The organism is Pseudonocardia abyssalis, assembly GCF_019263705.2.
Lineage (GTDB): Bacteria > Actinomycetota > Actinomycetes > Mycobacteriales > Pseudonocardiaceae > Pseudonocardia > Pseudonocardia abyssalis.
Window position 1 is genome coordinate 5,617,377 of sequence record NZ_JADQDK010000001.1, and the last position, 26,245, is coordinate 5,643,621.

A 26,245-nucleotide genomic window follows, 5' to 3' on the forward strand; every position below is an offset into this window, starting at 1 on the left:
TGGCCGATGCGGTACGGGCTACGCGACCGGCGCGAGTCGGGCGGCCCGGCGGTCGGAGCGGGACGTACGGATCAGATCGGCCGTGAAGACCGCGAGCGCGGCCCAGACCAGGACGAAGCCGATCCAGCGCGTCGGCTCCATCGTCTCGCGCAGGACGAGCACGCCCCACAGGAACTGCAGGGTCGGGTTGATGTACATGAGCACGCCGATGGTGCTCAGCGGGACCCGCCGTGCGGCGACGCCGTAGAGCAGCAACGGGATCGCCGTGACCGGGCCCGCGAGCAGCAGGAGCACGACGTGGCCGGAGCCGTGGCCGGTCATCGTGCCGGCGCCGGTCAGCTCGAACCACGCGACGACGCCCAGCGCGATCGGCCCCAGCACCAGCCCCTCGGCGGTGAGGCTGGCGGTCGCCGTGAGCGGCACGGTGCTCTTGATCAGCCCATAGAGGCCGAACGAGCACGCCAGCGTCAGGGCCAGCCACGGCGGCCTGCCGCTCTCCGCCGCGATGACGACGACCGCCACTGCCGCGAGGCCGACGGCTACCCACTGCACCGGCCGCAGCCTCTCGCGCAGCACCACGACGCCGAGCAGGACGCTCACCAGCGGGCTGATGAAGTACCCCAGCGCGGCCTCCACGACGTGCCCGGCGAACACCGCGTAGATGTAGAAGCCCCAGTTGACGGTGATCAGCACGCCCGCGGCGGCGACCATGGCCCAGCCGCGGGGCCGCAGGGTGCCGAGCTCGCCCCAGCCGCGGACCAGCGTGAACACGACGGCCATCAGCACCGCGGCCCAGGCGATGCGGTGCGCGAGCACCTCCACCGGCACCGCGGGCGCGAGCAGCGGCCAGAAGGCCGGGAACAGACCCCAGATCGAGTAGGCCCCCACGGCCGCCGCGACGCCCCGCCCGTCCAGCCCTGTCGACGCCATGCCGCCATCAGAACACCGGGCGGGCCGGTCCGCCGCGTCGGGCCTCCCGCGGGGTTCCGGATCCGCCGCGTCGCCGGGGATCGCCGCGAGCCGGGCGACGACATGCTCGGAACCACCACCGCCCCCACCTCGGAACGATCACCGAGGGCGTCCGGACGGTCGCTCCAGGGGTATCCGTGACCCGGCCGACATCGCGTCGTGGCATCCTGCTCTCGTTCGCGACCCACCTGGAGACCCGATGGCCCCTCGTCGCACCCCGGTGCTCCTGTGGTGCGCGGCGCTCGTCGTGGTGCCGTCGGTGCTCGCGGGAGTGGGCACGGTGTGGCCCGGGGCCCCCGCAGCCACCGCCGCCGCAGCAGCCGGCGCGGGGGGCACGGACGGGACGGACGTCGCGACGGCCACCGTCCCGGCCACCCCCGATCCGGACGGGCCAGGGCCGGTCGACGGCTCGGCCCCGACCGCCCCGGCCCCGACGACCGGCACGGTCCCCGCAGCCGAGCAGGTCGCCGCGCTCGTGACGGCCGGACCGGTCCGCTTCACCGCCGACAGCGCCGCGCTCGAGGGAGAGGCGGTCGACACCGTCCGGGCGGTCGCGGCCGTGCTGGCCGTCGCTCCGGAGGCGACCGTGGTGCTGACCGGCCACGTCGCCGACACCCCGGGGTCGCCGGAGGGGGCGCAGGCGCTGTCGCTGCGCCGGGCCGAGGCCGTCGCCGACGCCCTCGTCACCGGCGGGGTCGACCGCACCCGGATCACGACCGCGGGCCGGGGCGCGGCCGAACCGTTGGACACCAGGGCGGCCAGCCGCCGCGTCGAGTTCGAGATCCGGTAGGAGGCACCGTGGCCGGCTTCGTCGCCCAGGTGTGGGTGCTGTGTGCGGTGGCGTTCGTGCTCGGCTCGGGCGTCACCTGGCTGCTGTTCGTGCGGCCGCTGCGGGAGGCGCGTCCGATGGCGGCGGCTCCGCCCGTGGCCCCGGCGGCGGAGCCCGTGCCCGCGGCCCCGCGCGAGGAGCCGCGGTTGGTCGACCCGGCCGCCCCGCCGACCGACCCCGCGCTGTCGGCCCTGGAGGCCCCGGCCCGTCCCCGGGGTACAGGGGTGCGGGCGAGCGACGCGCTCGACCGGCTCGGCGTCTCCCCGTCCGGGCTGGCCCCGACGATCCCGACGCAGCACGGCCCCGCCGACGAGGAGACCCCCTGACAGCACGGATCCGGCCCCTCGTGAGGGACCGGATCCGTGGGACGTGCGGGCTGGGTCAGCCGACGACGGTCCAGGTGTCGCGGCCGTTGAGCAGGGCCTGCAGGTCGGGGCCCCCGGCCGCGGCGGTCTTCTCCTTCGCGGCGTTCACCTGGGCGCGGGCCGCGTCGTCGTAGGTGACCTTGTCGACGTTGCGGAAGATCCCGGTGACGGTGTGCGTGAGGTCCTGGTCGGACAGCCGCGACAGCGCGAACGCGAGGTTGTGGTCGTTCGCGTCGTGCACCACGATCTCCGACGCGTCGACCTCGGCGGCCTTCGCGATGCCCAGTCCGAAGCCCTCCCGGACCACGGCGAACGTGCCGAGGCCGTCGTCGCCCGCGGGGCCGAAGCGGATCGGCTCACCGTCGGTGACGTGGATCAGCCGCTCCTCGACGTCGTCGCCCTTGCGCAGGACGTCGAAGGACCCGTCGTTGAAGATCGGGCAGTCCTGGAAGATCTCGACGAGTGCGGTGCCGCGGTGGGCGGCGGCCGCGCCGAGGACGGCGGTGAGCCCCTTGCGGTCGGAGTCGATCGCCCGCCCGACGAACGTGGCCTCGGCCCCGAGCGCGAGCGAGACGGGGTTGAACGGGTGGTCGACCGAGCCCATCGGCGTGGACTTGGTGACCTTCCCGACCTCGGAGGTGGGCGAGTACTGGCCCTTCGTCAGACCGTAGATCCGGTTGTTGAACAGCAGGATCTTGAGGTTGACGTTGCGGCGCAGCGCGTGGATCAGGTGGTTGCCGCCGATCGAGAGCGCGTCGCCGTCGCCGGTGACGACCCACACCGACAGGTCCGGCCGCGACACGGCGAGGCCGGTGGCGATGGTCGGGGCGCGCCCGTGGATCGAGTGCATGCCGTAGGTGTTGAGGTAGTACGGGAACCGCGACGAGCAGCCGATGCCGGACACGAACACCGTGTTCTCGCGCTTGATCCCCAGCGTGGGCAGGAACTGGCGGACGGCGGCGAGCACGGCGTAGTCGCCGCACCCGGGGCACCAGCGCACCTCCTGGTCGGAGGTGAAGTCCTTGGCGGTCTGCTTGTCGGTCGTGGTGGGGACCCCGTCGAGGCCCCCGATCGACGGCAGTCCGAGATCGAGCGCGGTCATGCCAGCTCTCCAGACAGGTAGCTCAGGAACAGGTCCTGCAGTTCCTCGGCCTTGAACGGCAGGCCGGTGACGTTCGTGTAGCTCTTCGCGTCGACGAGGTACCGCGCGCGCAGGAGCAGCACCAGCTGACCGAGGTTCATCTCGGGCACCAGGACGGTGTCGTAGCGGGCCAGCACCTCACCGAGGTTGGCCGGGAACGGGTTGAGGAACCGGATGTGGGCCTGCGCGACCTTGTGGCCCAGCGCCCGGACGCGGCGGGCACCGGCGCCGATCGGACCGTAGGTGGAGCCCCAGCCCAGCACCAGCAGCGACGCGTCGCCGGTGGGGTCGTCGACCTCGATGTCGGGGACGGTGATGCCGTCGATCTTCGCCCCGCGCAGCCGCACCATGCGGTCGTGGTTGGCGGGGTCGTAGGAGATCGAGCCGCGGCCGTCGGCCTTCTCCAGGCCGCCGATCCGGTGCTCGAGACCCCTCGTGCCCGGGATCGCCCACGGGCGGGCGAGGGTGTCGTCGTCGCGCAGGTAGGGCCAGAACTCGCCGGACCCGTCGGGCGCGTTGGTCTCGGTGGCGAAGCCCGGGTCGATCGGCGTCAGGGTGTCGACGTCGGGCACCTTCCACGGCTCGGAGCCGTTGGCCAGCGATCCGTCGGAGAGCAGCAGCACCGGCGTGCGGTAGGTGACCGCGATGCGCGCGGCCTCCAGCGTGGCGTCGAAGCAGTCGCCCGGGCTCTGTGGGGCGACGATCGGCACCGGCGACTCGCCGTTGCGGCCGAACATCGCGTGCAGCAGGTCGGCCTGCTCGGTCTTGGTGGGCAGGCCGGTGGACGGGCCGCCGCGCTGGACGTCGACGACGATCATCGGCAGTTCCAGCGCCACCGCGAGGCCGACGGTCTCCGACTTCAGAGACAGGCCGGGCCCCGAGGTGGTGGTGACCCCGAGAGCGCCGCCGAACGACGCACCCAGCGCCGCGCCGACGCCGGAGATCTCGTCCTCGGCCTGGAACGTGGTGACGCCGAAGCCCTTGTGCTTGCTCAGCTCGTGCAGGATGTCCGACGCCGGCGTGATCGGGTACGACCCGAGGAACACGGGCAGCCCGGTGACCTGGCCCGCGGCGACCAGGCCGTAGGACAGCGCGGTGTTGCCGGTGATCTGGCGGTAGGTGCCGGTGGGCAGCGGGGCGGGCTTCACCTCGTAGGTGACGGCGAACGCCTCGGTGGTCTCGCCGTAGGCGTGCCCGGCCTTGAACGCCAGGATGTTGGCCTCGGCCAGGTCGGGGCGGCGCGCGAACTTCTCCCGCAGGAACCGCTCGGTGCCCTCGTGCGGGCGGTGGTACATCCACGACAGCAGCCCGAGCGCGAACATGTTCTTCGCCCGCTCGGCGTCCTTCTTGCTCAGCCCGGTCTCCGACAGCGCACCCATCGTCAGGGTGGCCATCGCGACCTCGTGCACCGCGTACTGCTCCAGCGAGTCGTCCTCGAGCGGGTTCGCCGCGTACCCGACCTTCGTCAGGTTGCGCTTGGTGAACTCGTCGGTGTTGACGATCAGCACGCCACCCGGGGGCAGGTCGGCGATGTTGGCCTTGAGCGCGGCCGGGTTCATCGCCACGAGGACGTCGGGGCGGTCGCCGGGGGTGAGGATGTCGTAGTTCGCGAAGTGCAGCTGGAACGACGACACGCCCGGCAGCGTCCCGGCAGGCGCCCGGATCTCCGCGGGGAAGTTCGGCAGCGTCGAGAGGTCGTTGCCGAACGCGGCGGTCTCGGAGGTGAACCGGTCACCGGTGAGCTGCATGCCGTCGCCGGAGTCGCCCGCGAAGCGGATGACGACACGGTCCTTCTCCACGACCTGCGAACGGTCGACGGCGGTGTCGGGGGTGGCAGTCATAGGTCGGTCGTGTCCTCATTCCGGACGGGTGCGGAGAGTACTGAGGCGAGGTTAACTCCCAATTCGTCCCAGTGCCCCCGCACCCTGCCTGATGTCACACCTCGTCAACAGGTCGGCGTCCCGTGCTCAGGAACGGCTGATCTTCGCCTGGAGCGCGGCCAGGCGGGTGCGGAACTCCTCGGAGTGCACCGACTCGGCCTGGGCCCGGACCTCGATCTCCAGCACTTCGGCCTGCGTCGAGAGCGCCGCCGCCAACCGCATGGTCGCCTTGGTCGTGATCGTGAGGTCGCGGGGGTTGGCCGCGGCCCGGGCGCCCATCTCGATCGCGGCCGCCACCACGTCGTCGACGGCGCGGTGCGCCAGCCCGATCCGCTCGGCCTCGGCGGCGTCGACGACCTCGCCGAACAGCGTCAGCGCGGCCGCGGCCTGCGCGCCGAGGACCCGGTGCGCCATCCAGGTGTAGCCACCGCCGGGGTGCAGGCCCAGGGGCAGGAACCGGGCGTCGAACCTCGCCTTCGGGCCGGCCAGGCGGACGTCGGCGGCCAGGGCGAGGTTCATCCCGGCCCCGACCGCGGCCCCGTTGACGGCGGCGATCGTCGGCAGCGGGCAGTCGGCGATCGCCAGGAAACCCGCGTAGACCCGCCTCAGGGTGGCCGGGTCCGCCGTCGCCAGCTCGGCCAGGTCGCCGCCCGCGCAGAAGCCCGGGTCCTCCCCGGTGACGACGATCGCCCCGACCGCCGGGTCCGCCACGGCCGCGGCGACCGCGGCCTCCAGCAGCCCGGACAGCTCCAGGTTCATCGCGTTGCGGCGCGCCGGGTGCGACAGCGTGAGGAGCGCGACGCCGTCGGTGATCGCGCTGTGGACAGTGATGTCGGCCATGGCCGCATCCTGCCCCAGCCCCGGCTACCGTCCGGTACATGTCCCTCTCCGTGCCCGAGAGCGCCGTCCGGCCCGCCTCGCATCCCGACACGCCCCCGCCCGGCACCGAGCTGCCGGCCCACTACGACGGCTGCTTCGGCTGCGGTCACCTCGAGGGCGGGATGCGGATGCGCTTCGTCGTCGGGGACGACCTGGTGGTCACCAGCACGTTCCCGGTCGAGCGTCACCATCAGGGCGCCCCCGGCATCGCGCACGGCGGGGTCGTCTCGGCCGCGTTCGACGAGGCGCTCGGGCTGCTCGCCGTGCACCACCGCGAGCCCGCGGTCACCGCGAGCCTGCAGACCCAGTTCCGCAAGCCCGTGCCGGTCGGTTCCGTGCTGCACCTGCGCACCCGGATCGTCGGGCGCGAGGGCCGCAAGGTCTGGTGCGAGGGCGAGGCCCGGCTGGACGCGCCCGACGGTCCGCTCGCGGCCACGGCGACGGCGCTGTTCGTCGTCGTGCCGATGACGCACTTCGCCGAGCACGGCACCCCCGAGTAGCCGATGTGGCGGAACTGGGCCGGCAACCAGCGCGCCGACCCGGTGCGCACGGTGGTGGCGCGCGACGCCGGTGACGTCGTCGACGCGGTGCGGGCGGCGCGGCACGACGGGCTGCGGGTCACCGCGCTCGGCTCCGGGCACTCGTTCACCGCGATCGGGGCGCCGCTCGGGGTCGCCGTGCGGGCCCCGGCCGCCCCGGCCGCGGTGCGCGTCGACGGCGACCTGGTCACCGTGCCGGCCGGGCTGTCCCTGCACGCGCTCAACGCGCTGCTCTGGGACCGCGGGCGCGCCCTGCCCAACCTCGGCGACATCGACGTCCAGACCGTCGCGGGCGCGATCTCCACCGGCACGCACGGCACCGGGGCCGCGCACCGCGGGATCGCCGCGCAGGTCCGGGCGCTCGACCTCGTGACGGCCGACGGGACGCTGCTGCAGCTGTCCCCGTCGTCGCACCCGGACGTGTTCTCCGCCGCGCGGGTCGGGCTCGGGGCGCTCGGGGTGCTGGTCGGCGTCACGCTGGCGACGGTCCCCGCGTTCCGGCTCCGCGCCGTCGAGCGGGTGGAGCCGCTGGCCGCGGTGCTCGGCGACCTCGACGCGTTCCTCACCTCCGCCGAGCACGTCGAGTTCTACTGGTTCCCGCACTCCGGCACGGCGGCGACGAAGCGCAACGACCCCGTCGCCCCCGGGCCCGACCGCGGACGGGTCGCGCGCTGGGTCGGCGACGAGGTGCTCGGCAACGCCGGGTTCGGCGCGGTCTGCCGGCTCGGGCGGGCGGCGCCGGTGCTCGTGCCGCGGCTCAACCGGTTCGTCGCCGGGCGGATGGCGGCGGGCGAGTACGTCGACCGCTCCTACCGCGTGTTCACCAGCCCGCGCCGGGTGCGGTTCCTGGAGATGGAGTACGCGGTGCCGCGCGCCGCGCTGCGCGAGGCGTTCGACGGGATGCGCGCCGCGGCGGCCCGGCACGCGCGGGTCGTGCCGTTCCCGGTGGAGGTGCGGGTCGCGGCGGCCGACGACGTCCCCCTGTCGACGGCGTGCGGCCGCGACAGCGCCTACGTCGCCGTGCACGTTCACCGCGGGCAGCCGCACGAGGCGTACTTCGGGGCCGTCGAGGACGTGATGACCGCGCTCGGCGGGCGCCCGCACTGGGGCAAGCTGCACACGCGCACGGCGGACGACCTCCGCCCGCTCTACCCGGGGTTCGACGCGTTCACGGCCCTGCGCGACCGCCTCGACCCCGACCGCCGCTTCACCAACCCCTACCTGGACCGGGTGCTCGGATGACGACCGTCCACGACCTGACCACGCCCGCCCTGCTCGTCGACGTCGACGCGCTGGACGCCAACCTCGCCGACATGGCCGCCGCGCTGCCCGGCCCCCGGCTGCGCCCGCACGTGAAGGCGCACAAGACCACGGCCCTCGCCGCCCGGCAGGCCGCGATCGGCCACGCCGGGTTCACCTGCGCCACGGTCCGCGAGGTCGAGGGCATGGCCGCCGCGGGGCTGGGGGAGGACCTGCTGCTGGCCAACGAGGTCCTCGACGCCCGCCGCCTCGGGGTGCTGGACGCCCGGGTCACGCTGGCGATCGACTCCGAGGAGACCCTGCGCGCGGCCGTCGACGGCGGGGTGCGGGAGGTCCTCGTCGACGTCAACGTGGGGCTGCCGCGGTGCGGGATCGCGCCGTCGCGGGCGGGGTGGCTGGCCGACCGGGCCCGCGCCGCCGGGCTGACCGTCCGCGGTGTCATGGGCTACGAGGGGCACCTGATGATGCTCGACGACGTCGCCGAGCGCGGGCGGCTCACGCAGGAGTGCATGGAGCGGCTGCTCGCGGCGCACGCCGACGTCGGCGGGGAGATCGTGTCCGGCGGCGGCACCGGCACGTACGCGCTGAACACCTGGGTCACCGAGGTCCAGGCCGGCTCCTACGCGCTGATGGACACCGCCTACACCGCGGCCGGGATCCCGTTCCGCCAGGCGCTCACGGTGCTGGGGACCGTGATCTCCGTGACCGCGCCCGCCGGGGAGACGCCCGGCTGGGCCGTCGCGGACGTCGGGCTCAAGGCGCTCGGGATGGACCACGGCAACCCCGCCGTCCCGGGCGCCCAGGTGTGGTTCTGCTCCGACGAGCACCTGACGTTCGCGCCCGACGCGCCCGTCGCGGTGGGAGACCGGGTCCGGGTGGTGCCCGCGCACGTCGACCCGACCATGGCGCTGCACGAGCGGGTGCACCCGGTCCGGGGCGACGAGGTCCTCGACACCTGGGCGGTGGACCTGCGCGGCTGGTGAGTCACACCTCCGGCATGTCGGCGACGGGCCTCCACGCCTCCCGGACCTGCGCGGCCCAGCGCCGCACGAGCGTGCAGTGCTCCCCGGCGTCACGCGCGGCCACCACGTCGACGATCGTGAGGGCGCCCCGCCGGGCGGGCGGCACGAGCGGCCCGGTCGGGCGGCGCCGCAGGGCGTCGGAGGCCCATCGCACGTGCCGGCCCAGCGCGTCGGCGTCCAGCCCCTGCTCGACCGCGCCCCGCAGCGCCGCCAGGTGCACGGCGACCGCGTGCCCGCTCGACGACGCCGGGTGCTGCAGGGTGTAGGCGGCCACGGTGATCCGGTGCACCGCGAAGTACGCCGGATCGGAGAACTCGCGCTCCGCGACGACCAGCGCCCGTTCCGCGCACGCCGCGGACGGGACGGGCGGGCCGTCCCCGGTGCCGCAGCCCGGGCAGTCGTCCGTCACCGGCGCCGCCACGTGACCTGCAGCGCGTCGCGCCGGACCGTCGAGCGGTTGCGGGTGCCGGAGTGCCACAGGTGCCCGTTGAGGACCACCGCGGACCCGGCCGTCAGGGCGATGCGCCGCTCGCCGGGCCAGGTGCGGTCGACCGTGTCGCCCGGCGCGGCGCGCTTCCAGACGTGCGTGCCCGGGACGACGCGGGTAGCGCCGCCGTCCTCGCTGACGTCGACGAGCGCGACGATCGCCACGGCGACCTGCGGCTGCGGCGGTGGCGGCCCGCCGAAGTCGGCGTGCAGGGCCTGCGCGCCGAACCCGGGGTGCGGGGCGCGGACGTGCAGCGCGCCGCGGCCGGGGTCCGGCCCGAGCACGTGCTCGACCGCCGCGACCAGCCGCGGGGCCGTCCAGACCGCCTCGACCGCGGGCCCGCGCAGGTCGTCGACGTGCAGCGTCCCGCCGGGGCCGCGCGGGCCGTCGCGGTCCAGGGCGTCGGCCATCGCGGACCGGACGCCGTCGAGCGCGGCGGCGTCGAGGAGGTCGGGGAGCAGCAGGTAGCCGTCGGCGTCGAGCGTGGTCACGCGCCGAGAGTGCGACCTGACAGCGGGTGGACGTCAAGCGGTTTCGGAACACCACCCCGTCGTGGCTCGTTGAAGGTGCAAGCGACACCGGAAGGGACGGAACCCGTCATGAACGGCCTCAGGACCGCGCTGCTGCTCGGTGGGATGAGCGGGCTGGTGCTGCTCGTCGGGTCGATGTTCGGCCGGGCCGGGCTCGTGATCGCCGTCGTGGCCGCGCTGGCGATCAACGGGTGGGCGTACTTCAACTCCGACAAGGTGGCCCTGCGGGCGATGCACGCCCGGCCCGTCACCGAGCCGGAGCACCCGGCGATGTACCGGATCGTCCGCGAGCTCTCCCGCGCCGCGCGCCAGCCGATGCCGCGCCTCTACATCTCCCCGACGGCCGCCCCCAACGCGTTCGCCACCGGCCGCAGCCCCCGCCACGCCGCGGTCTGCGCCACCACCGGGCTGCTGGAGATCCTCGACGAGCGCGAGCTGCGCGCGGTGCTGGGCCACGAGCTCTCGCACGTCTACAACCGCGACATCCTCATCTCCTCGGTCGCGGGTGCACTCGCCACGGCCGTCGGCTTCCTGGCCAACATCGCGATGTTCTCCGGCCTGTTCGGCGGCAGCTCCGAGGACCGTCCCAACCCGATCGCGATGATCCTGATCGCCTTCCTCGGACCGGTGGCCGCGGGGCTGGTGCAGATGGCCGTGAGCAGGTCGCGGGAGTACCAGGCCGACGCGAGCGGTGCGGCGCTCACGGGTGACCCGCTGGCGCTGGCGTCGGCGCTGCGCAAGCTGGCGGCGGGCACCCAGCTCGCCCCGCTGCCGCCCGACCCCCAGCTCACCGCCCAGTCGCACCTGATGATCGCCAACCCGTTCCGGGCGGGGGAGCACATGGCCCGGCTGTTCGCCACGCACCCGCCGATGGAGGACCGCATCCGGCGGCTGGAGGAGATGGGCCTGCACCGGCACTGACCGGTCGCCCTCTCCGGGGTGCGGCCCCTACGGGGTGCGGCCGAACCTCCCCAGCAGCTCCGCCTGCGCCCCGCTCCCGGCCGGGACCTCGACGCGCGGGCCGATCACCTCGATGCGGTGGTAGAGGGCCTCGGTCTCCTCGACGTACCAGGCCAGCAGCGCCTCGACGACCTCCGCGTCGAGCGTCTCGTCGGTGCCGAGCGCGCGGGCGAGGTCCCAGGCGTGCACCAGGTGGTCGGCCGAGAGCTGCAGCACGTACTCGCGCGCGGGCCGGTCGCCGAACGACAGGTGTGCGACCCCCTCCACGGTGCCCTCCGCGAGCACCGCGGCGAGCGCGGCGGCCGCGGCCTCGTCGTAGGTGGCGAGCGGGTCGGCGCCGAGCAGGTCCCCGTCGAACCGGTCGCCGACCTCGGCGATCGTCGCCCCGCCGAGCAGCAGCGGCGTCCACCGCTCCTCGTTGACGAGGTGGTCGACCAGGTCGCGCACGTCCCAGCCGGGGTTGACGGTGGGTGCGGCCCAGCGGCCGTCGACGGCCTGCACGCGCTCGCCGAACGCGGCGCTGCACCGGGTGTAGATCTCACGGACGTCCATCCGTCGATTGTGCGATGAGTCCGGGCCGGTGTCGTCGTCCATGCTGTGACACCCCTGCCGAAGGAGACCACCGTGGGACAGATCAAGGTCAGCGAGTTCATCACCCTCGACGGGGTGATCGGGGCGCCCACCTTCACGTTCGAGTACCCGTTCACCGACGCGATGGGCGAGGCCATGGGCCGGCTGACCTCCGGGGGCTCGGAGGCGATCCTGTTCGGGCGCACCACGTGGGAGGAGTCGGGCCCGGCCTGGACCTCGCGCGACATGGCGGACGACCCCGGCGCCCCGTTCTTCAACGACACGCCCAAGTACGTCGTGTCCGCGTCCCGCACCGACGCCGACGGCTGGGCGCACTCCTCGCTGCTCGGCGGCTACGACGCCGCGGCCCTGCGGAGGTTCAAGGACGGCATCGACGGCGGGATCTACTGCTACGGCAGCGGCACCCTCGTGCGCGCGATGCTCGCCGACGGCCTGGTCGACGAGCTGCACCTGTGGCTCTACCCGGTCGCGGTCGGCGACGGGCCGAAGCTGTTCCCGGAGGGGACGCGGTCGACGTTGAGGCTCGGCGGCAGCGAGTCGTTCGACAACGGCGTCGTGCACCTGACCTACACGCCCTGACCGGACCTCACCCGGCGCCGAGGTCGCGGATCTCGGCGTCGGTGCTCGCCTGCGCGGCGGTGGCGAACTCCAGTCTCGCCGCGAGCTGGTCGGTGTCGAGTGCGGCGAGGTGGGCGTGCAGGCGGTCGGTCAGCGGGGCGTAGAGCCGCGCGACCCGCTCCGGGCTCTCCGGCGTCGGCTCGACCAGCACCCGCCTGCGGTCGTGCGGGTCGGGCACGCGGCGGACGTGGCCGGCGGCCGCTCGATCATGCGGGACGCTGCCCCGCTCGTCAGGCCGACCCTCCTCGCGAGCTCGCCGGGGCTGCTCGGACCGTGCCGGGTCAGCCGGGCGATGGCCACCTACGCCGAGCTCGCCGCGGCCGCGCTGGGCGAGGGGAGGACCGGGCTGGCCGCGGAGCTGCGCGGGAGGGTCCCCGCCGGCACGTCCACGGAGACCCTCCACTACCTGATGTTCACGCTGCTGTTCGCCGGGCAGCTCACCACCGAGGCGACCGCGGGGTTCGTGCTCGCCCACCTCCTGGGTGGGGCCCGCGACGGGACCCCCGCCGAGGACCTCGTCCACGACGTCCTGCACCGGCACCCGCCGGCCCCGTTGAGCCTGTGGCGGTTCGCGACGGAGGAGATCGTGCTCGGCGGCGTGACCCTGCCGGCGGGCAGTCCGGTGCTCGTCGACATCGAGGGGGCCAACGCGGCCGGGGCCGACCTGTCGTTCGGCGCGGGCCCGCACTACTGCACCGGCGCGCACCTGGCCCGGCTCGAGCTGCGCGTCCTGGTCGAGGTGCTGCGGGAGGACTTCCCCGACGCCCGTCTCGACGTCCCGTTCGCCGACCTGCGGCAGGCGCGGCCCGCCGGGCTCACGGGGGCCCGTCTCACGGCGCGGCCGGCCTGCCTGGGGGCGTGCTAGGTTCGGTATAACTATACCGGCGACGTGAGGGTGCCCGTGATCGAGCTGAAGACGCCCGCGGAGATCGAGCGCATGCACGTGACCGGGCGGTTCGTCGCCGAGGTGCTCACCGAGATCGGCGGGCTCGCCGACGTGGGCGTCAACCTCCTCGACCTCGAGCACCACGCCCGCGCCATGATCCGGCGTCGGGGGGCCGAGTCGTGCTACTGGGACTACGCGCCGTCCTTCGGGAGGGGGCCGTTCCGCAACGTCCTCTGCCTGGCGGTCAACGACGCCGTCCTGCACGGCCTCCCGCACGACTACGTGCTGCGCGACGGGGACGTGCTCACCGCCGACCTCGCCGTCGGCATCGACGGCTGGGTGGCCGACTCGGCGCGCACGGTGATCGTCGGGACCCCCGCGGAGGAGGACCTGCGGATCGTCCGCGCCACCGAGGAGGCGCTGGAGGCGGCGATCGCGCTGGCGCGCCCGGGCAACCGCCTCGGCGACATCTCGGCGGCGATCGCGGCGGTGGCCCACCGCCACGGCTACCCGGTCAACGACCAGTTCGGCGGCCACGGCCTGGGCCGCACGATGCACGAGGACCCGCACGTGTCGAACACGGGCCGGGCGGGCCGCGGCCTGAGGCTCCGGCCGGGCCTGACCCTCGCCCTCGAGCCCTGGTTCGCCCGCACCACCGACCGGATCGTCCACGACCCCGACGGCTGGACGATCCGGTCGGCCGACGGCTCGCGCACCGCCCACTCGGAGCACACCGTGGCCGTCACCGAGGACGCGCCGCTGGTGCTCACCCGGCGCGAGTCGGAGCTGCGGTGACCCGCCGACCGCGGCAGCGCTGTCGTCCGGGGGATGCGGATCATCCGCGGGCGGACGGTGCGGGCTCGTCGTACTCGTCGTGGCGGCGCATCCAGAAGGAGAAGGGCGCCTGCGGCCACCCGTCCGGTACGTCCTCGCCCTCGATCTGGTCGCCGTACGGGGTCAGGGCCAGCAGGCCGGCGACGCTGCCGATGTGCCGCACCATCGGACCGTTCTGCAGGAAGTAGGTCCGGTAGACGTCGTCGCCGTCGCGCAGGAAGACGTTGATCGCGAACCACTCCGTCGCGTCGAAGTCCTCGGTGAAGGAGTCGGTCGCGATCGTGTACCAGGGCAGGCCGGTCCAGCCCATCCGTTCGGCGTAGGCCCTCAATGCCTGCTGCGGTGCGGGCGAGGCCATCGCGAAGGTGACGTCGTGGGCGTGCAGGAGACCGAGTTCGGCCACCCCGTCCGCCCACGACGAGCACCCGACGCACCCGGCGTCGGGCCACCCGCCGACCCCCTCCTCGAAGAAGAACCGGTAGAGGATCAGCTGGCTGCGCCCCTCGAAGAGCTCGAGCAGCGAGACCGGCCCGTCGGGACCCTCGAAGCGGTAGTCGCCCTCGACCCGGACCATCGGCATCCGCTTGCGCGCCGCGGTGAGCCGGTCGATCTCGGCGGCGACGGCCACCTCCTGCTCGTTCGTCCGGGCGACCGCCTCCTTCCAGTCGGCGAGGGACACGACGGGCGGCTTGGCGACGACCATGGACCGGGACCGTAGTCGCGTGATCGCCGGGGCGCAGGACCGTGGCCCGGGCAGGTCAGGGCCGGTGGGTCACCGGTAGTTGGTGAACTGCAGCGCGATGCCGAAGTCCCGGCTCTTGAGCAGGGCGATGACGGCCTGCAGGTCGTCCTTCTTCTTGCCCGAGACGCGCAGCTGGTCGCCCTGGATCTGCGCCTGGACGCCCTTGAACTTCTCGTCGCGGATGGCCTTGCTGATCTCCTTGGCCTTCTCCGCCTCGATGCCCTGCAGGATCTTGCCGTTGACCTTGTAGACCTTGCCCGAGATCGCCGGCTCGCCCGCCTCGAACGCCTTCATCGAGATGCTGCGCTTGACCAGCTTCTCCTTGAACACCTCGACCGCGGCGAGCGCACGCTCCTCGGTCTCCGACTCGATCGTCAGCGCCTCCTCGCCCGCCCACTCGATGGACGTGCCCGTGCCGCGGAAGTCGAAGCGCTGCGAGAGCTCCTTCGCGGCCTGGTTGAGGGCGTTGTCGACCTCCTGGCGGTCGACCTTGCTCACGACGTCGAACGACGGGTCTGCCATGTGTCCTCCTGATCACCGGGGCCGGGGACGAACCCGGTTACCGGCTGTCGTATCCTTCTCCAGCGCCGAGGCGCACCGGGGCAGGTTGCCCGAGTGGCCAAAGGGAGCGGACTGTAAATCCGTCGGCTTAGCCTACGAAGGTTCGAATCCTTCACCTGCCACACCCCGGTCTACGGCCCTCTGACCAGCTAGAACAGGTCAGGGGGCCGTAGGTTTGTCCGGGCCCGCGTGATCAGCCGCCGATCGTCGTCCATGCCCGCGTCCATGGATTTCTGCCTACCATAGCGGCGTGACCAGGGCAGGTGGCACGTCGGCGGACCGCAGGCGGGGCAGCGTGCGCGTCCGCGGCGGGTCACTCCAGGTCCGCGTGTTCGCCGGTGTCGACCCGGTGACGGCGCGCGACCGGTACCTGTCGGAGACGGTCCGCGGGACCGACCGCGCCGCGCGCCGGGAAGCGGACAAGGTCCTCGCCCGGCTGCAGGCGCAGGTCGACGGCCAGCGCTCCGCGCAGAGCACGGTGTCTCTGGAGTACGCCATCAACGAGTGGCTGAGCACCGTCGAGATCGAGGACAGCACCCGCGACACCTACGTCGGCTACGTCGAGCGCACGATCCGCCCCGCGCTCGGCCAGGTGCCGATCTCGCGCATCTCCACCCGGATGCTGGAGACGCTCTACGCCGAGCTCCGGCGGTGCCGGGCCCGGTGCGGGGGGCGCTCGTTCGTCGTCCACCAGGTCGAGGGGCAGCACGACTGCGACCCGTCCGGCTGCCACCCGCACGTCTGCCGGCCGATGGCGGCCTCGACGGTCCGTCAGGTCCACGCCGTCATCAGCGGTGCGTTGAGCGCCGCGGTGCGCTGGGACTGGATCACGACCAACCCGGCCCGCGGTGCGCAGCGGCCCCGGCAGCTGCCGCCCCAGCCGGATCCGCCGTCGCCGTCGGACGCGGCACGGCTCGTCGACGGGGCATTCGCCGTCGACGACGACTGGGGCACGCTCGTGTGGCTGGTGATGACCACCGGGATGCGACGGGGCGAGGTCTGCGCGCTGCGCTGGTCGCGCATCGACCTGGACACCGGCGTGGTCGACGTCCGCCGCAGCTACCGGCTGCGCCACGGCGTCGGGACGGAGAAGGACACGAAGACCCACCAGATGCGCCGCATCGCGCTGGACACCGAGACCGTCGTCCTGCTTACCGAGCACAAGGACCGCTGCGCGCAGCGGCTGCGCGAGCTCGGGGCTGAGCTGGCCGATGACATGTACGTGTTCTCCAACTCCCGCCGCTTCGAGCCGACCACGCCGTGCTCGCCGCACTCGGTGTCGAGCCGGTACCGCAACCTCGCCCGCCGGCTCGGCATCGACACCCACATCCACGCGTTGCGGCACTACTCGGCGACGGAGTTGCTGACCGCCGGCGTGGACCTGCGCACCGTCGCCGGCCGGCTCGGTCACGGTGGCGGCGGAGCCACGACGCTGCGGGTGTACGCGGCGTGGGTGGCGGCGACCGATCGCCAGGCGGCGGAGATCCTGGGCTCCCGGATGCCCAAGCGCCCCGGCCGCAGCTGATCAGCGCTGGTGGTCTGCTCGGTGGTGGCGGGCCGACTGCGTGCGGCGGGCGAGGTCGATGCAGCCACCGGACCTCGCCGCCTCCTCTGCCATCTCGATGACCGCGCCTGCTGGGATGACGTAGCGGCTCCGGATCCGGACCGCCGGGAACGCGTCCGCGCGGATCGACCGGTAGACGGTCGCAGCATCCACTCGCAGGATCTCGGCGACCTCGGCCACGGTGTAGAAGATGGGTCCGTTCGTCGTCATGGCGGGCTCCCTCGGGTGCGTCTCCGAACGTCGCCGAGCTGCCGACATCCGTCCGACGAGCGTGCCGAGCACCGGCGGCGGATGCGTGGTCGCGGGCAACGGCTCCATCGACCCCACGGAGGGATCCCGACCCGGTCGGTGGTCGCAGCGTTGCGGATCCGTGGTCGTGGCGTTGCTGGGAACGCCGGAGCATCAGGCCCGAACGGAGGGCGAGAGCCGCGGAGCGGGCGACCCGTGTCGTGGCCTGATGGCGGTCGTACCGCGGTCGAGGCCCGGGCGGGCTCGCTGTGCCTGGACCTTCCGGACGGCGCCTGGGCGCGACGCGGACCATCGGTCGACCACGTCCGCAGCTGCGTCCGCCGCGTCGGCTTGGTGGGTGCGGCCACCTTCCCGCTGCCACGCTGCGATCTCCCGGACCAGTACGGCCACCGCCACGGCCAGCACGATGACCGCGCCCAGGTCGTCGTCGGTCGCGACCCGCCGTTGCCGGATCAGCTGCCGCGCCATGCGGCGCAGACCGACACTCGACGGACCCGCCCGCCCGACGCTGCGACCCGGTGCCCTGGCGGCCCGGTCGAACAGGTCCGCCGCCTCCCCGAGGTCTCGTCCCGCACCCGGCCATCCGCGGAGCGCGGTCAGCAGGTCGCCGGTCGCGTGTCCGATGCCGTCGACGTCCTCGACGCCTGCGCCACGACGGGCCGCAGCCACCGCGCGGCGGGCCCGTGCGACCTGCCCGGCCGTGGCCGAACGACCGGTAGCGGATCCTCCGGCGCTGTCGGCCCAGCGCTGCAGCAGCTTGGGCAGGGACAGGTCCGCGGCGAGCTTGCTGCCGCTGTAGAACACGGGTTGACCCGCCGAGCTGAGGTCGTCGGGTCGCGCCACCTTGAACCCGATCGGATCGCCGGACGGGGCCCGCCGCAGCTCGGCCAGATACCCGGCGGCGCACAACGCCTGGATGAATGCCTCGGCGCCGCTGCTCGCGATCGCGGCCTCGCGCACCGCACGCACCAGCCCCACCCGCGCCGGCTCCCGGCCCTGCCGTGTCGCCTTCTCGATCTCCCCACGCGACGGCGACCGCGCCGCGGTCCCATCGGCCGCCGCCGTCTCGGTCAGCGCGAGGCGTCGCTCGACCGCCCGCGCGGTCTCGCGCAGTCGCGGGTAGTCCCGGTACGGCCAGAACCGCCTGCCCGTGTCCTGCCGGACCAGCACGACGGCGATATGGATGTGGTCATCGGCGTGCCGCACGGCGAACCACCGCGGCCCGCCCGGGTCGTCCCGGCCCGCGATACCCGCACCGTCGAGCAGTTCGCGGGCGATCCCCACCCACTCGCCGTCGCTGAGCACCCGATCGTTGGCCGCGAGCCGGACCGAGCAGTGCCAGACGTACCCGCGCTTGCCGCTGTCGTCGCGGCGGTCGGGCAGCCCGGCGGCGACCGCTGGCGCGCGCAGGGCCGCGGCGAGCGGCCCGAGGTCCAGATCCCATGGACCCGTACCGGTCCGCGCCGGCTGCCATGCGGCGTCGAGGCCGTCCCAGCTCGCGATGACCCGCTGGTGTCGATGCTCCTCGGCGCGGCCGGGGCCCATCAGGTAGGCGATCAGCCCGCCCGGACGCCAGCCGTGCACCACTTTGGTGATCACCGCCGGGGTGGCTTCCGGGCGGCGTCACCGATCAGCGTGTCGAGACCGAGCAGCGCGACCATGACGCGCTCGCGGACGGCCGGGACGTCGTCGGCACCGAGGATATCGGCGACCTCGACCCGCACCCGGACCAGTTGCGCGACGACCTCGCGCCGGGACGTCGCCAGGTCCCAGCCCGCGCCGCCGTCGGCCGCGCGGACGGCGAGCTCCCGCATCCATGCCCCGACCGCGAGCCCCTCCCGCGCCGCACCGGCCTTGACCGCCGCGAGGTCGGCGTCGGACAGTCGCACCAACACCTGCCGCCGCCGCGGCGCAGCCGCGTGCGGCTGACCGCGACGCGGGACCGATGCTGGGTTGGCTTCCATCGCGGCGAGCCTCGTCGACGGCCGCTGCCGCAGCGTGGTCGATCGGGTTGTCGATGCGTGGTCGGTCCGTGGTCACTGGCTGACCACGGACCGACCCGCACGATCGAACCAAGCTAAAGGAGGTCGTCGACTACTTCGGTGGCAAGGCGGGTCGGAGGGGAGCCGTACCTCAGCCCCTGAGCCACTTGCTCCAGGCCGGGGATCAGGAAGAGCACACTGCCGACGAGGGCGGTGACGGCCGGGTTGCAGCGTGCTGCGCGGCAGTCAGAACAGGGCACGGACGGCCGTCATCGTCATGACCGCGACGACGAGCAGCACGAGCGCCACGGCACCGGCGGCCGCGCCGACCCCGATGGCGACGCAGCCCACGGCGAGCCCGACGCCCCATCGGCGCCGCCGTGCCCGGCCGAGCCCCAGTTCGATGTGGGTGAGCGCGCGCCGCTCCCGGGCGTCGAGGGGCCGGTCCCCCGAGTCGTCCAGCGAAGCCATCGCGGTGGTCGTGGGGCTCAGCGGGAGCGGGGGTCGTCGTCGGGTTGGTTCTCCCGGCCGGCGCGTTGGGCGAGCCGTTCGGACGGGGCACCTCCCCAGGCTGCGGCTCGCCCGCTGTGTGCCTCGGACCGGGTCTGCTCGACCAGGTGCGGGTAGTGCAGCTCGAACGCCGGGCGCTCCGAACGGATCCGGGGCAGCTCGGTGAAGTTGTGCCGCGGCGGCGGGCAGCTCGTGGCCCACTCCAGGGAGTTGCCGAAGCCCCACGGGTCGTCGACGGTGACGACCCGGCCGTAGCGGTAGGACTTGAAGACGTTCCAGATGAACGGCAGCGTCGACGCCCCGAGCACGAACGCGCCCACCGACGAGCCGAAGAACCAGAACAGGTGCTGGTAGAGGATCGCCCCGCCGTTGGCCGGGTCGAACACGTGCCCCCCGAGATGGCGGTCGGCCAGCAGCGCGGTGAGCACCGGGAAGGCGATGAGGATCAGCAGGCTGGTGACGAAGATGTTCCACACGAAGATCGGCATCCGGAACATCGTCATCCCGGGCGCCCGCATGCACACCACCGTGGTGATCATGTTGACCGCGCCCAGGATGGTGCCCAGCCCGGACACGATCAGCCCGACGATCCACAGGTCCTGCCCAGCGCCGGGCGAGTGCACCGGCCCGGACAGCGGCGCGTAGGCGAACCATCCCGAGTCCGCCGCCCCGCCCGGGGTGAGGAACCCCGAGAGCACGATCAGCCCGCCGAACAGGAACAGCCAGTAGGAGAACGCGTTGAGCCGCGGGAACGCGACGTCGGGGGCACCGATCTGCAGCGGCAGGATGTAGTTGGCGAACCCGAACAGGATCGGGGTGGCGTAGAGCAGCAGCATGATCGTGCCGTGCATGGTGAACAGCTGGTTGTACTGCTCGGTGGACAGGAACTGCATCCCCGGCGCGGCCAGCTCCCCGCGTATCAGCAACGCCATCGCCCCACCGGCCAGGAAGAACCCGAACGCGGTCACCAGGTACAGGATCGCGATGTCCTTCGGATCGCTCGTCCTGATCATCTTCAGGAACGTCGATCCTTTCCCGGTCCGGCGCGCCGGGTACTCCCGGGTGGTGACGGCTCGGGCTGGACCTGTGTCATGTCGACTCCTCGGAGGTGGTCGGGGGCGCGTACCGGCCCTCTGCGCAGGCCCGGCCCAGCACGGTGTCGAACATGGCGGCGGTGAGCAGGTTCGTGTTCGTGTTCTGTGGGCTCGGGTGGTAGCTGGCCAGCAGGACGGGGCCGTCCGGCGTGGCGACTCGGGCGCCGTGGGTGAACCGGGGCCTCGGGTCGACGTCGGCGGCGCGCAGTGCGGCGTCCCAGGCGAACGCGCCGAGGGCGAGGACGGCCCGCAGGTGCGGCAGCGCGTGCCACTCGTCGCGCAGGTGCTGCAGGCAGGCGTCGCGCTCGGCGGCCAGCGGGCGGTGGCCCGGTGGCGGGCAGCGGACCGCCGAGGCCATCCACGCCCCGCTCAGCCGCAGGCCGTCGCCGGCGTGCTCGGATCGCGGCTGGTCGGCGAGGCCGGCCCGGTGCAGGGCGGCGACGAGGAAGTCCGCCGACCGGTTGGCGGTGAACGGGCGGCCGGTCGGGTTGCCGGGCGCCGCGGTGGCCAGGCCCAGCAGGAACACCGTGGCGGCCGGGTCGCCGAAGCCGGGGACCGGCAGGCCGCGGTCGCCGTCCTCGCGCCAGGCGACCAGGCGGGGGCAGCGCCGGCAGGCGCGGATCCGGGCGGCCACGCGGGCCCGTTCGGCCTGGGTCGGGTCGGGAACAGGCATCGCGCAGAGCCTGGAGCGGCGCCGAGCCGGGCGCCACCCCACGCCGGCCTCGGAAGTCCCAAGTCCGGGCTTGTACCCGGCCGGGTGGGTTCAGGCCCGAAACAGGAGTTCGGCCGCGCCGACGGCTGCGCCGACCCCGATCACCAGCACCCCGACCGTCCACATCGCACCGCGTTCGACCGGGACGCGGTGCGCCGCAGCCCGGATGCGTCGTGCCCTGAGGAGCCCGAGGGCGGCGGTGGCGAGGGCGGCGACGGTGGCGATCACCGCGGCGAGGACGGCGGGGCCGCCGGTGGCGCTGTGCCGCAGCAACAGCAGGCTGCCGTTGACCAGCAGCGCGAGCGCGGTGCGTTCCCAGGCCAGCCCGGTGCGCTCGGCCTGGCGCCCGGGCCGGTCCGAACGGCCTCCGCGCACCCCGGCGGCCGTGCGGTGCGGCCGCGTCATGCGGGTAGGGCGAGCAGTACCGCCACGGTGGCGCCGAGCAGCACCAGCGCGGCGCCGATCAGCACCGGCATCCGGGTCGGCGGGAGGTCCTCGTCGCGGCTCATCGCCTGCTGGACCCGGTGCCAGCGCCACACGGCCGCGGCGGCCACGGCCACTCCCAGCGCGGTCAGGGCCATCCCGACGGCCTCGCGGCCACCGGCCGGACCAAACCGTGGCAGCAGGGTCACCACGGCGATCCCTCCGGCGTCCAGCGCGAGCGCGGTGCGCAACCACGCCAGGAAGGTGCGCTCGTTGGCGAGGGCGAACCGGTAGTCCGGGTCGGACCCGCCCTTCGGGCCGTCCGGGAGATGTTCCGTGTCGTCGGCCCGCAGCGGCCGATGATCGCGGTTGTGCCCGCGCCGGGCCTCCATGGCCCGGCTACGGCATTCCTTTATCCGGCGACGGGGTGCGTCCACGCCGGGACGGGCGTAGCCTCCCAGCACAGGCGATGGGGCTCGCCGTCAACCGCCGTCCAGGCTGATAGCTCCTACCCGGACCACCGTGGGTAGGAGGCCGTCCTCGTGAATGCGACGTCAAGCCGTTCCGGTGGTGGGCGGTGACCCTGGATCGACGACAGCGCCGGGCGCTGCGCGACATCGAGCGGGCGCTGTCGGTCGACGACCCGGTGCTGGCTGCCGCGCTGAGCGAGGGGCCGGGTCGGCTGCTGGTCGTCGGCCGGTGGGTGACGCGGTCACTGGCCTGGGGTGGCGCGCTGATGCTGCTGGCCGGTGTGGTGCTGCCCGACGGCGGATTCGTCGCCGGTGGGATGGTCGCGCTGCTGCTGTGCTGGATCCCGGCCCGGTACGCCGCCGATCCCGGCGGGGCGCAGCCGCGATGACCGGCAGGGACGCGCGGCGGGCCGTCGACCCGGACGTCGACCTGCACGTTCCGGCCCAGCGGGCCGAGCTCGCCGCGCCGGCCCGGTGGCGGGTACTGGCGGCGATCGCGGTCGGCGGGGTGATCGGCGCGCAGGCGCGCTACGTGCTGGGGATGGTCCTGCCGCACCGCGCCGGCGGCTTCCCGTGGGCGACGCTGCTGACCAACGTCTCGGGGTGCCTGCTGATCGGGGTGCTGATGGTGCTGGTCACCGAGCGGTACCGGGCTCACCCGCTGGCCCGGCCGCTGCTCGGGGTCGGGGTGCTCGGCGGCTACACCACGTTCTCCACCTACACCGTCGAGGCCCTCGGCGCCGTCGTGGCCGGGCGGCCGTGGATCGCGCTGGGCTACGTCGTGGTCACCCCGCTGCTGGCAGTCGCGGCGGCGACGCTCGGGGTGGTCGTGACCCGCAGGTGGGCGGGGGTGCGGCGGTGACGGCGCTGGTCGGGGTGCTCGCGGTGGCGGTGGGGGCCGCGGTCGGCGCGCCGCTACGCTACCTGGTGGACCGGGCGGTGCAGGGCCGGCACGGCTCGTCGTTCCCGTGGGGCACGTTCGTCGTCAACGTCGCCGGGTCGTTCGTGCTCGGCCTGGTGACGGGCCTGGCGCCCGGCCCGGCGCTCGTCGCCGCGGTCGGTGTCGGCTTCTGCGGGGCGCTGACGACCTACAGCACGTTCGCCTACGAGAGCGCCGGGCTGCTGGAGCGCCGCCGGGTGCGGGTCGCGGCCGCGTACGTGGTGGGGAGCGTCGTGGCCGGCCTGGCCGCGGCGTCGCTGGGCTACCTGATCGGGATGAGGGTGACATGAGCGACCGGGTGCAGTTGCAGGCCGCCGCCGGCCCGGCGGCGGGACATCTGGTGGTCGGCCACGACCGTTCCGCGTCGGCCGGGCGGGCCCTGGAGGTGGCGGTGGACCTCGCCCGGCGGCTCGGCGGGGCGGCGGTGCACGTGGTACACGGTGTCGATCTCGACGACTACCCGATCGATCCGGACAGCGCGGACTGGGACCAGCAGGCCGCCCGCGCGCTGGAGGAACAGCGGCGGGCGGTGCGCGACGTCGCCGGTGGCGCCCTCGGTGGGTGGAGCTACCACGCCGGCCGCGGCGACCCGGCCGACCTGCTCGTCGCTCTCGCCCAGGAGGTCGACGCGCTGATGATCGTGGTCGGGACCCAGGGGGAGGGGGTGTCCGCGGTGTTCGAGCGGGTGCTCGACCGGTCGGTGTCGCACGCGGTGATCCACCGCCAGCACCGGCCGGTCCTCGTGGTCCCCCCGTCCTGACCGCCGTCAACCGCCGGGGTCCGGCCTGGCCGCGGAGTGCGCCGTGGCCACCGCGAGCACGTCGCGCGACTCCGGTCCGAGCGTGCGCCCGGTGGCCCACACCGCACGCAGCGTGCGGTCCAGAGCGGCCCCGATGACCGGTACCGCCACCAGCTGACCGTGTCGCAGCTCCTCGGCCACCGCGAGCGAGCTCAGCACCGCGGGTCCGACCCCGGCCGCGACCGCGGCCTTGATCGCGGTGGTGGACGACAGCTCGACCGAGGGCGCCGCCACGTCCGGCAGCCCGTGCAGCAGCAGCTCGGTCGTCTCGCGCGTGCCCGACCCCGGCTCGCGTTGCACCAGCGGTGTGCCGGCCAGCTCGGCGACCTCCACCGGCCGGCCACACCGCGTCCAGGGGTGCTCGCGCGCCACGACCAGGACGAGACGGTCGTGCCCCACGGGGCAGCTCTCCAGGCCGGCCGGTGTCGACGGGCCCTCCACGAAACCCACACCGACCCCGCCGGTGAGCACCTGCTCGGCCACCTGCGCGGAGTTCACCACCCGCACCGAGACGACCGCGTCCGGCCGCCGGGCCCGCAGCCCGGTCAGCCACGAGGGCACCAGGTACTCCGCCACGGTCAGGCTGGCCGCGACCTGCAGCTGCCGGGTGTGGCCGCTGCGCAGCGACTCGACCCCGCCGTCGAGGGCCACGGCCGCGTCCACCACGTCCCGGGCCCACCCCACCACCGCCGCACCGTCCGCGGTGAGCGCCGAGCCCAGGGCGGAGCGGTCGATCAGCGACAGCCCGAGCAGACCCTCGAGGTGCCTGATCCGCGACCCGGCCGCGGGCTGGGAGATCCCGTGCGCCTGCGCGGCCCGTCCCAGGCTGCCCAGCCGGGCCACGCTGAGCAGCAGGTCCAGGGCCCCGATGTCGGGCACCCGAGGTGGCAGCGGCATCCGCGGAGCCTATCGGCGGTCGGGGCATGGTGTCCGGCCGGTTGCCGCGGGCGAGCAACAGCCGGGCCGCAGCGGGCGTCGGCGGACTGTCGGGCAGACACCGCGCAGCCCGCCGCACCCTGAACGTGGCCGGGGCCGACTCTCGCTGCGGCCGTCGTCCGCCGTCCTGGTCGCCGGTGGGATCGGTCTGTCGTTCCTTCTGGGTCCGGACGAGGTCGGGTTCGCTCCCGGCGTCGTGGTGCTGAATCTTCCTTTCGCACTGCTCTGCTGGGAGGCTCGCACGACCTCCCTGCGGGAGATCCGGTCGCTGTTGCCGGTCGGTACTGCTCGCCGCGGAGGTGGTGCACGGCTCGGGGTGATCGCGGTGGTGGTCTACGGCCTGGCGCACAGCAGGCTGAGCCCGCGGGGGATCCGGGCACGGACCCGGTTGCCGTCGCGCGCCTCCTGGCAGCTGACCACGTTCCTGCTCAACGGTGCGCTGTTCGTGCTGGTGGGTCTGCAGGTGCGACCCGCGTTCGGCGCGACCGAACCGCGCGAGCTCGTCCGGGCGGTCGCGCTGATCGGCGCCGTGGCGGTGACGGTGGCCGTGGACCGGCTGGTCTGGTTCGCGGTCGCCGTGGATCGCGGAGGTGGGGGCAGCGGGGCGCACCGACCACCTCACCCAGGACGAGGGCGACCGGCTACAGCGGCCACCCGTCCGACGAGACGGCACCGGCCGTCTCCGCCGACCTCGCCGGGCGCCGTGCATCTCGTACCGCGATCAGCCTGGCGACTACCCGATCGACCCCGACGCCGCGGACCGGAGGCGCAGGCCCGACGCGTCCTGGATCCCCGGCGTGCTCGGGTCGAGGCCGTGCCGGCCGGGTCCGGCGGCGGATGGAGCCACCACGCCACGCCGGCCGCCCGGCCTGCGCCGATCAGTGATCCTCGATACCGTCCCGGGCGTTGCTCCAGGCCCCGGCGACAGCCCGTGGCGTCGGATGCGGAGGCTGGTGGGTATGGGTGAGCAGTGGAGCGGGGTGGGCTCCGCCCTGGTCCGTGATTTCGTCGACGACTTCCCGGTGATCCATCTGATCATCGGCGGGGTCGGGAACGCGACGTTCCTGGTGGGGAGCGCGTTCTTCCTGGTCCCGAGCCTGGAGACGGCCGCGTTGTGGCTGTTCGTGGTGGGGTCGTTCGGAATGCTCGTGGGCAGCCTCGGGGAGGCGTTCGTGCGGTACCGGCGCAGACGCCGTCCCGACTGAGCTCATCGATCACGAGAGGGGTACGACAGTGCAGCCCCGAGATGTGTACGACCGCAGCGCCGAGTTGGAGGTGCTCGACGTCGGGGAGGACGACGAGTGGTCCGCGGGCCGAGTCGAGGGCGCCCGACACATCCCGCTGGACAGCTGGGGGACCGCCTCGATGAGCTCGACACGGCCGCCCCGTCGTCACGGTGTGCCGCACCGGCGGGCGTGCGGCCAAGGCGACCGAGCACCTGACCGAAGCGGGTCTGTCGGCGCAGGTGATGGT

At 73.9% G+C, this 26,245-nt stretch carries 33 protein-coding genes, 1 tRNA gene, 1 pseudogene and 1 riboswitch; of the genes and pseudogenes, 16 read left to right on the forward strand and 19 right to left on the reverse strand.

All coding sequences use genetic code 11. From position 1 onward, the window contains the following. Positions 1-18: 18 nt before the first annotated feature. Complete coding sequence (rarD, locus tag I4I81_RS27585; RefSeq protein ID WP_218602079.1) at positions 19-930, reverse strand: EamA family transporter RarD; 912 nt, start codon at positions 928-930, stop codon at positions 19-21. Positions 931-1,168: 238 nt separating this feature from the next. Here rarD and I4I81_RS27590 point away from each other — a divergent pair, with 238 nt between their 5' ends. Then, a complete protein-coding gene (locus I4I81_RS27590) occupies positions 1,169-1,759 on the forward strand; it encodes an OmpA family protein (RefSeq protein ID WP_218602080.1) in 591 nt (196 codons plus the stop codon). Between the two features lie 8 nt (positions 1,760-1,767). Beyond that, complete coding sequence (locus tag I4I81_RS27595; protein ID WP_218602081.1) at positions 1,768-2,124, forward strand: hypothetical protein; 357 nt, start codon at positions 1,768-1,770, stop codon at positions 2,122-2,124. A 55-nt stretch (positions 2,125-2,179) separates the two neighbouring features. Here the strand turns inward: I4I81_RS27595 and I4I81_RS27600 are convergent, their stop codons facing one another. From I4I81_RS27600 to I4I81_RS27610, 3 genes are all read right to left on the reverse strand, one after another. After that, positions 2,180-3,265, reverse strand: a complete 1,086-nt coding sequence (locus I4I81_RS27600; protein ID WP_218602082.1) for a 2-oxoacid:ferredoxin oxidoreductase subunit beta — start codon at positions 3,263-3,265, stop codon at positions 2,180-2,182. Then, complete coding sequence (locus I4I81_RS27605; protein WP_218602083.1) at positions 3,262-5,145, reverse strand: 2-oxoacid:acceptor oxidoreductase subunit alpha; 1,884 nt, start codon at positions 5,143-5,145, stop codon at positions 3,262-3,264. The genes I4I81_RS27600 and I4I81_RS27605 overlap by 4 nt, the downstream gene beginning before the upstream one ends. Positions 5,146-5,271: 126 nt before the next feature. Continuing rightward, positions 5,272-6,024, reverse strand: coding sequence for an enoyl-CoA hydratase (locus I4I81_RS27610; protein WP_218602084.1), 753 nt, complete (start codon positions 6,022-6,024; stop codon positions 5,272-5,274). A 38-nt stretch (positions 6,025-6,062) separates the two neighbouring features. On the opposite strand from I4I81_RS27610, the gene I4I81_RS27615 reads away from it, so the two are divergent. From I4I81_RS27615 to I4I81_RS27625, 3 genes are read left to right on the forward strand one after another with little or no spacing between them, the layout of a single operon-like run. After that, complete coding sequence (locus I4I81_RS27615) at positions 6,063-6,563, forward strand: PaaI family thioesterase (RefSeq protein WP_218602085.1); 501 nt, start codon at positions 6,063-6,065, stop codon at positions 6,561-6,563. A 3-nt stretch (positions 6,564-6,566) separates the two neighbouring features. Further along, entirely contained in the window at positions 6,567-7,844 is a 1,278-nt protein-coding gene (locus I4I81_RS27620; RefSeq protein WP_218602086.1) for a D-arabinono-1,4-lactone oxidase, read from the forward strand. Further along, complete coding sequence (locus tag I4I81_RS27625; protein ID WP_218602087.1) at positions 7,841-8,845, forward strand: alanine racemase; 1,005 nt, start codon at positions 7,841-7,843, stop codon at positions 8,843-8,845. Before I4I81_RS27620 ends, I4I81_RS27625 begins: the two co-directional genes overlap by 4 nt. Position 8,846: 1 nt before the next feature. Here the strand turns inward: I4I81_RS27625 and I4I81_RS27630 are convergent, their stop codons facing one another. Both I4I81_RS27630 and I4I81_RS27635 read right to left on the reverse strand, forming a co-directional pair. Then, complete coding sequence (locus I4I81_RS27630) at positions 8,847-9,293, reverse strand: DUF5946 family protein (protein ID WP_218602088.1); 447 nt, start codon at positions 9,291-9,293, stop codon at positions 8,847-8,849. Next, complete coding sequence (locus I4I81_RS27635; protein ID WP_218602089.1) at positions 9,290-9,862, reverse strand: phytanoyl-CoA dioxygenase family protein; 573 nt, start codon at positions 9,860-9,862, stop codon at positions 9,290-9,292. Before I4I81_RS27635 ends, I4I81_RS27630 begins: the two co-directional genes overlap by 4 nt. A gap of 108 nt (positions 9,863-9,970) precedes the next feature. Here I4I81_RS27635 and htpX point away from each other — a divergent pair, with 108 nt between their 5' ends. After that, a complete protein-coding gene (gene htpX / locus I4I81_RS27640; protein ID WP_218602090.1) occupies positions 9,971-10,822 on the forward strand; it encodes a zinc metalloprotease HtpX in 852 nt (283 codons plus the stop codon). 27 nt (positions 10,823-10,849) lie between these two features. On the opposite strand, the gene I4I81_RS27645 is transcribed toward htpX, so the two are convergent. After that, a complete protein-coding gene (locus I4I81_RS27645) occupies positions 10,850-11,413 on the reverse strand; it encodes a TIGR03086 family metal-binding protein (RefSeq protein WP_218602091.1) in 564 nt (187 codons plus the stop codon). Positions 11,414-11,485: 72 nt separating this feature from the next. Here I4I81_RS27645 and I4I81_RS27650 point away from each other — a divergent pair, with 72 nt between their 5' ends. Continuing rightward, on the forward strand, positions 11,486-12,031 hold the full coding sequence (locus tag I4I81_RS27650) for a dihydrofolate reductase family protein (protein ID WP_218602092.1): 546 nt from the start codon (positions 11,486-11,488) through the stop codon (positions 12,029-12,031). A gap of 7 nt (positions 12,032-12,038) precedes the next feature. On the opposite strand, the gene I4I81_RS27655 is transcribed toward I4I81_RS27650, so the two are convergent. Then, a complete protein-coding gene (locus I4I81_RS27655) occupies positions 12,039-12,248 on the reverse strand; it encodes a winged helix DNA-binding protein (protein ID WP_218602093.1) in 210 nt (69 codons plus the stop codon). Positions 12,249-12,362: 114 nt separating this feature from the next. On the opposite strand from I4I81_RS27655, the gene I4I81_RS27660 reads away from it, so the two are divergent. Further along, positions 12,363-12,935, forward strand: coding sequence for a cytochrome P450 family protein (locus I4I81_RS27660; RefSeq protein WP_218602094.1), 573 nt, complete (start codon positions 12,363-12,365; stop codon positions 12,933-12,935). A 36-nt stretch (positions 12,936-12,971) separates the two neighbouring features. After that, positions 12,972-13,751, forward strand: a complete 780-nt coding sequence (gene map, locus I4I81_RS27665) for a type I methionyl aminopeptidase (RefSeq protein WP_218602107.1) — start codon at positions 12,972-12,974, stop codon at positions 13,749-13,751. Positions 13,752-13,791: 40 nt separating this feature from the next. Here the strand turns inward: map and I4I81_RS27670 are convergent, their stop codons facing one another. Both I4I81_RS27670 and I4I81_RS27675 read right to left on the reverse strand, forming a co-directional pair. After that, positions 13,792-14,493 carry a DUF899 family protein gene (locus I4I81_RS27670; protein ID WP_218602095.1) on the reverse strand — a complete coding sequence of 234 codons (702 nt, stop codon included), beginning with the start codon at positions 14,491-14,493 and terminating at the stop codon, positions 13,792-13,794. A gap of 69 nt (positions 14,494-14,562) precedes the next feature. Further along, on the reverse strand, positions 14,563-15,054 hold the full coding sequence (locus tag I4I81_RS27675; protein ID WP_218602096.1) for a YajQ family cyclic di-GMP-binding protein: 492 nt from the start codon (positions 15,052-15,054) through the stop codon (positions 14,563-14,565). A gap of 79 nt (positions 15,055-15,133) precedes the next feature. Between I4I81_RS27675 and I4I81_RS27680 the strand changes: the two genes are divergently transcribed. Then, positions 15,134-15,215: transfer RNA gene (locus tag I4I81_RS27680), tRNA-Tyr, on the forward strand. Positions 15,216-15,343: 128 nt separating this feature from the next. Continuing rightward, positions 15,344-16,618: a tyrosine-type recombinase/integrase gene (locus I4I81_RS27685; RefSeq protein ID WP_218602097.1), complete on the forward strand. Its 1,275-nt coding sequence runs from the start codon at positions 15,344-15,346 to the stop codon at positions 16,616-16,618. On the opposite strand, the gene I4I81_RS27690 is transcribed toward I4I81_RS27685, so the two are convergent. From I4I81_RS27690 to I4I81_RS27725, 8 genes and pseudogenes are all read right to left on the reverse strand, one after another. Further along, positions 16,619-16,867, reverse strand: coding sequence for a helix-turn-helix domain-containing protein (locus I4I81_RS27690; protein ID WP_218602098.1), 249 nt, complete (start codon positions 16,865-16,867; stop codon positions 16,619-16,621). Between the two features lie 192 nt (positions 16,868-17,059). Next, positions 17,060-18,505 carry a relaxase/mobilization nuclease domain-containing protein gene (locus tag I4I81_RS27695; protein WP_218602099.1) on the reverse strand — a complete coding sequence of 482 codons (1,446 nt, stop codon included), beginning with the start codon at positions 18,503-18,505 and terminating at the stop codon, positions 17,060-17,062. Further along, a complete protein-coding gene (locus I4I81_RS27700) occupies positions 18,502-18,795 on the reverse strand; it encodes a hypothetical protein (RefSeq protein ID WP_218602100.1) in 294 nt (97 codons plus the stop codon). The genes I4I81_RS27695 and I4I81_RS27700 overlap by 4 nt, the downstream gene beginning before the upstream one ends. Before the next feature lie 339 nt (positions 18,796-19,134). After that, a complete protein-coding gene (locus I4I81_RS27705; protein WP_218602101.1) occupies positions 19,135-19,359 on the reverse strand; it encodes a hypothetical protein in 225 nt (74 codons plus the stop codon). 17 nt (positions 19,360-19,376) lie between these two features. After that, positions 19,377-20,491 (reverse strand): annotated as a pseudogene (locus tag I4I81_RS27710) (cytochrome c oxidase subunit I). Then, positions 20,488-21,165 carry a uracil-DNA glycosylase family protein gene (locus I4I81_RS27715; RefSeq protein WP_218602102.1) on the reverse strand — a complete coding sequence of 226 codons (678 nt, stop codon included), beginning with the start codon at positions 21,163-21,165 and terminating at the stop codon, positions 20,488-20,490. The pseudogene I4I81_RS27710 and the gene I4I81_RS27715 overlap by 4 nt, the downstream one beginning before the upstream one ends. 90 nt (positions 21,166-21,255) lie before the next feature. Further along, entirely contained in the window at positions 21,256-21,609 is a 354-nt protein-coding gene (locus I4I81_RS27720; protein WP_218602103.1) for a DUF202 domain-containing protein, read from the reverse strand. Beyond that, the gene (locus I4I81_RS27725; RefSeq protein WP_218602104.1) at positions 21,606-22,019 is read right to left on the reverse strand and encodes a YidH family protein; all 414 of its coding nucleotides are present in this window, start codon (positions 22,017-22,019) and stop codon (positions 21,606-21,608) included. Before I4I81_RS27725 ends, I4I81_RS27720 begins: the two co-directional genes overlap by 4 nt. Positions 22,020-22,083: 64 nt before the next feature. Then, a riboswitch (Fluoride riboswitch) is annotated at positions 22,084-22,145 on the forward strand. Between the two features lie 59 nt (positions 22,146-22,204). On the opposite strand from I4I81_RS27725, the gene I4I81_RS27730 reads away from it, so the two are divergent. From I4I81_RS27730 to I4I81_RS27745, 4 genes are read left to right on the forward strand one after another with little or no spacing between them, the layout of a single operon-like run. Then, positions 22,205-22,486, forward strand: a complete 282-nt coding sequence (locus tag I4I81_RS27730) for a DUF3040 domain-containing protein (protein ID WP_218602105.1) — start codon at positions 22,205-22,207, stop codon at positions 22,484-22,486. Then, complete coding sequence (gene crcB, locus I4I81_RS27735) at positions 22,483-22,959, forward strand: fluoride efflux transporter CrcB (protein ID WP_218616437.1); 477 nt, start codon at positions 22,483-22,485, stop codon at positions 22,957-22,959. The genes I4I81_RS27730 and crcB (I4I81_RS27735) overlap by 4 nt, the downstream gene beginning before the upstream one ends. After that, positions 22,956-23,327 carry a fluoride efflux transporter CrcB gene (gene crcB / locus I4I81_RS27740; protein ID WP_308187708.1) on the forward strand — a complete coding sequence of 124 codons (372 nt, stop codon included), beginning with the start codon at positions 22,956-22,958 and terminating at the stop codon, positions 23,325-23,327. Before crcB (I4I81_RS27735) ends, crcB (I4I81_RS27740) begins: the two co-directional genes overlap by 4 nt. Next, entirely contained in the window at positions 23,324-23,797 is a 474-nt protein-coding gene (locus tag I4I81_RS27745) for a universal stress protein (RefSeq protein ID WP_218605806.1), read from the forward strand. Before crcB (I4I81_RS27740) ends, I4I81_RS27745 begins: the two co-directional genes overlap by 4 nt. Positions 23,798-23,803: 6 nt before the next feature. Here I4I81_RS27745 and I4I81_RS27750 read toward each other — a convergent pair whose 3' ends face one another. After that, positions 23,804-24,733, reverse strand: a complete 930-nt coding sequence (locus tag I4I81_RS27750) for a LysR family transcriptional regulator (protein WP_218605807.1) — start codon at positions 24,731-24,733, stop codon at positions 23,804-23,806. Positions 24,734-25,731: 998 nt separating this feature from the next. On the opposite strand from I4I81_RS27750, the gene I4I81_RS27755 reads away from it, so the two are divergent. Continuing rightward, positions 25,732-25,977 (forward strand): YrhK family protein, encoded by a 246-nt coding sequence (locus I4I81_RS27755; RefSeq protein ID WP_218605808.1) that lies wholly within the window; start codon positions 25,732-25,734, stop codon positions 25,975-25,977. The last annotated feature ends 268 nt before the right edge of the window (positions 25,978-26,245 follow it).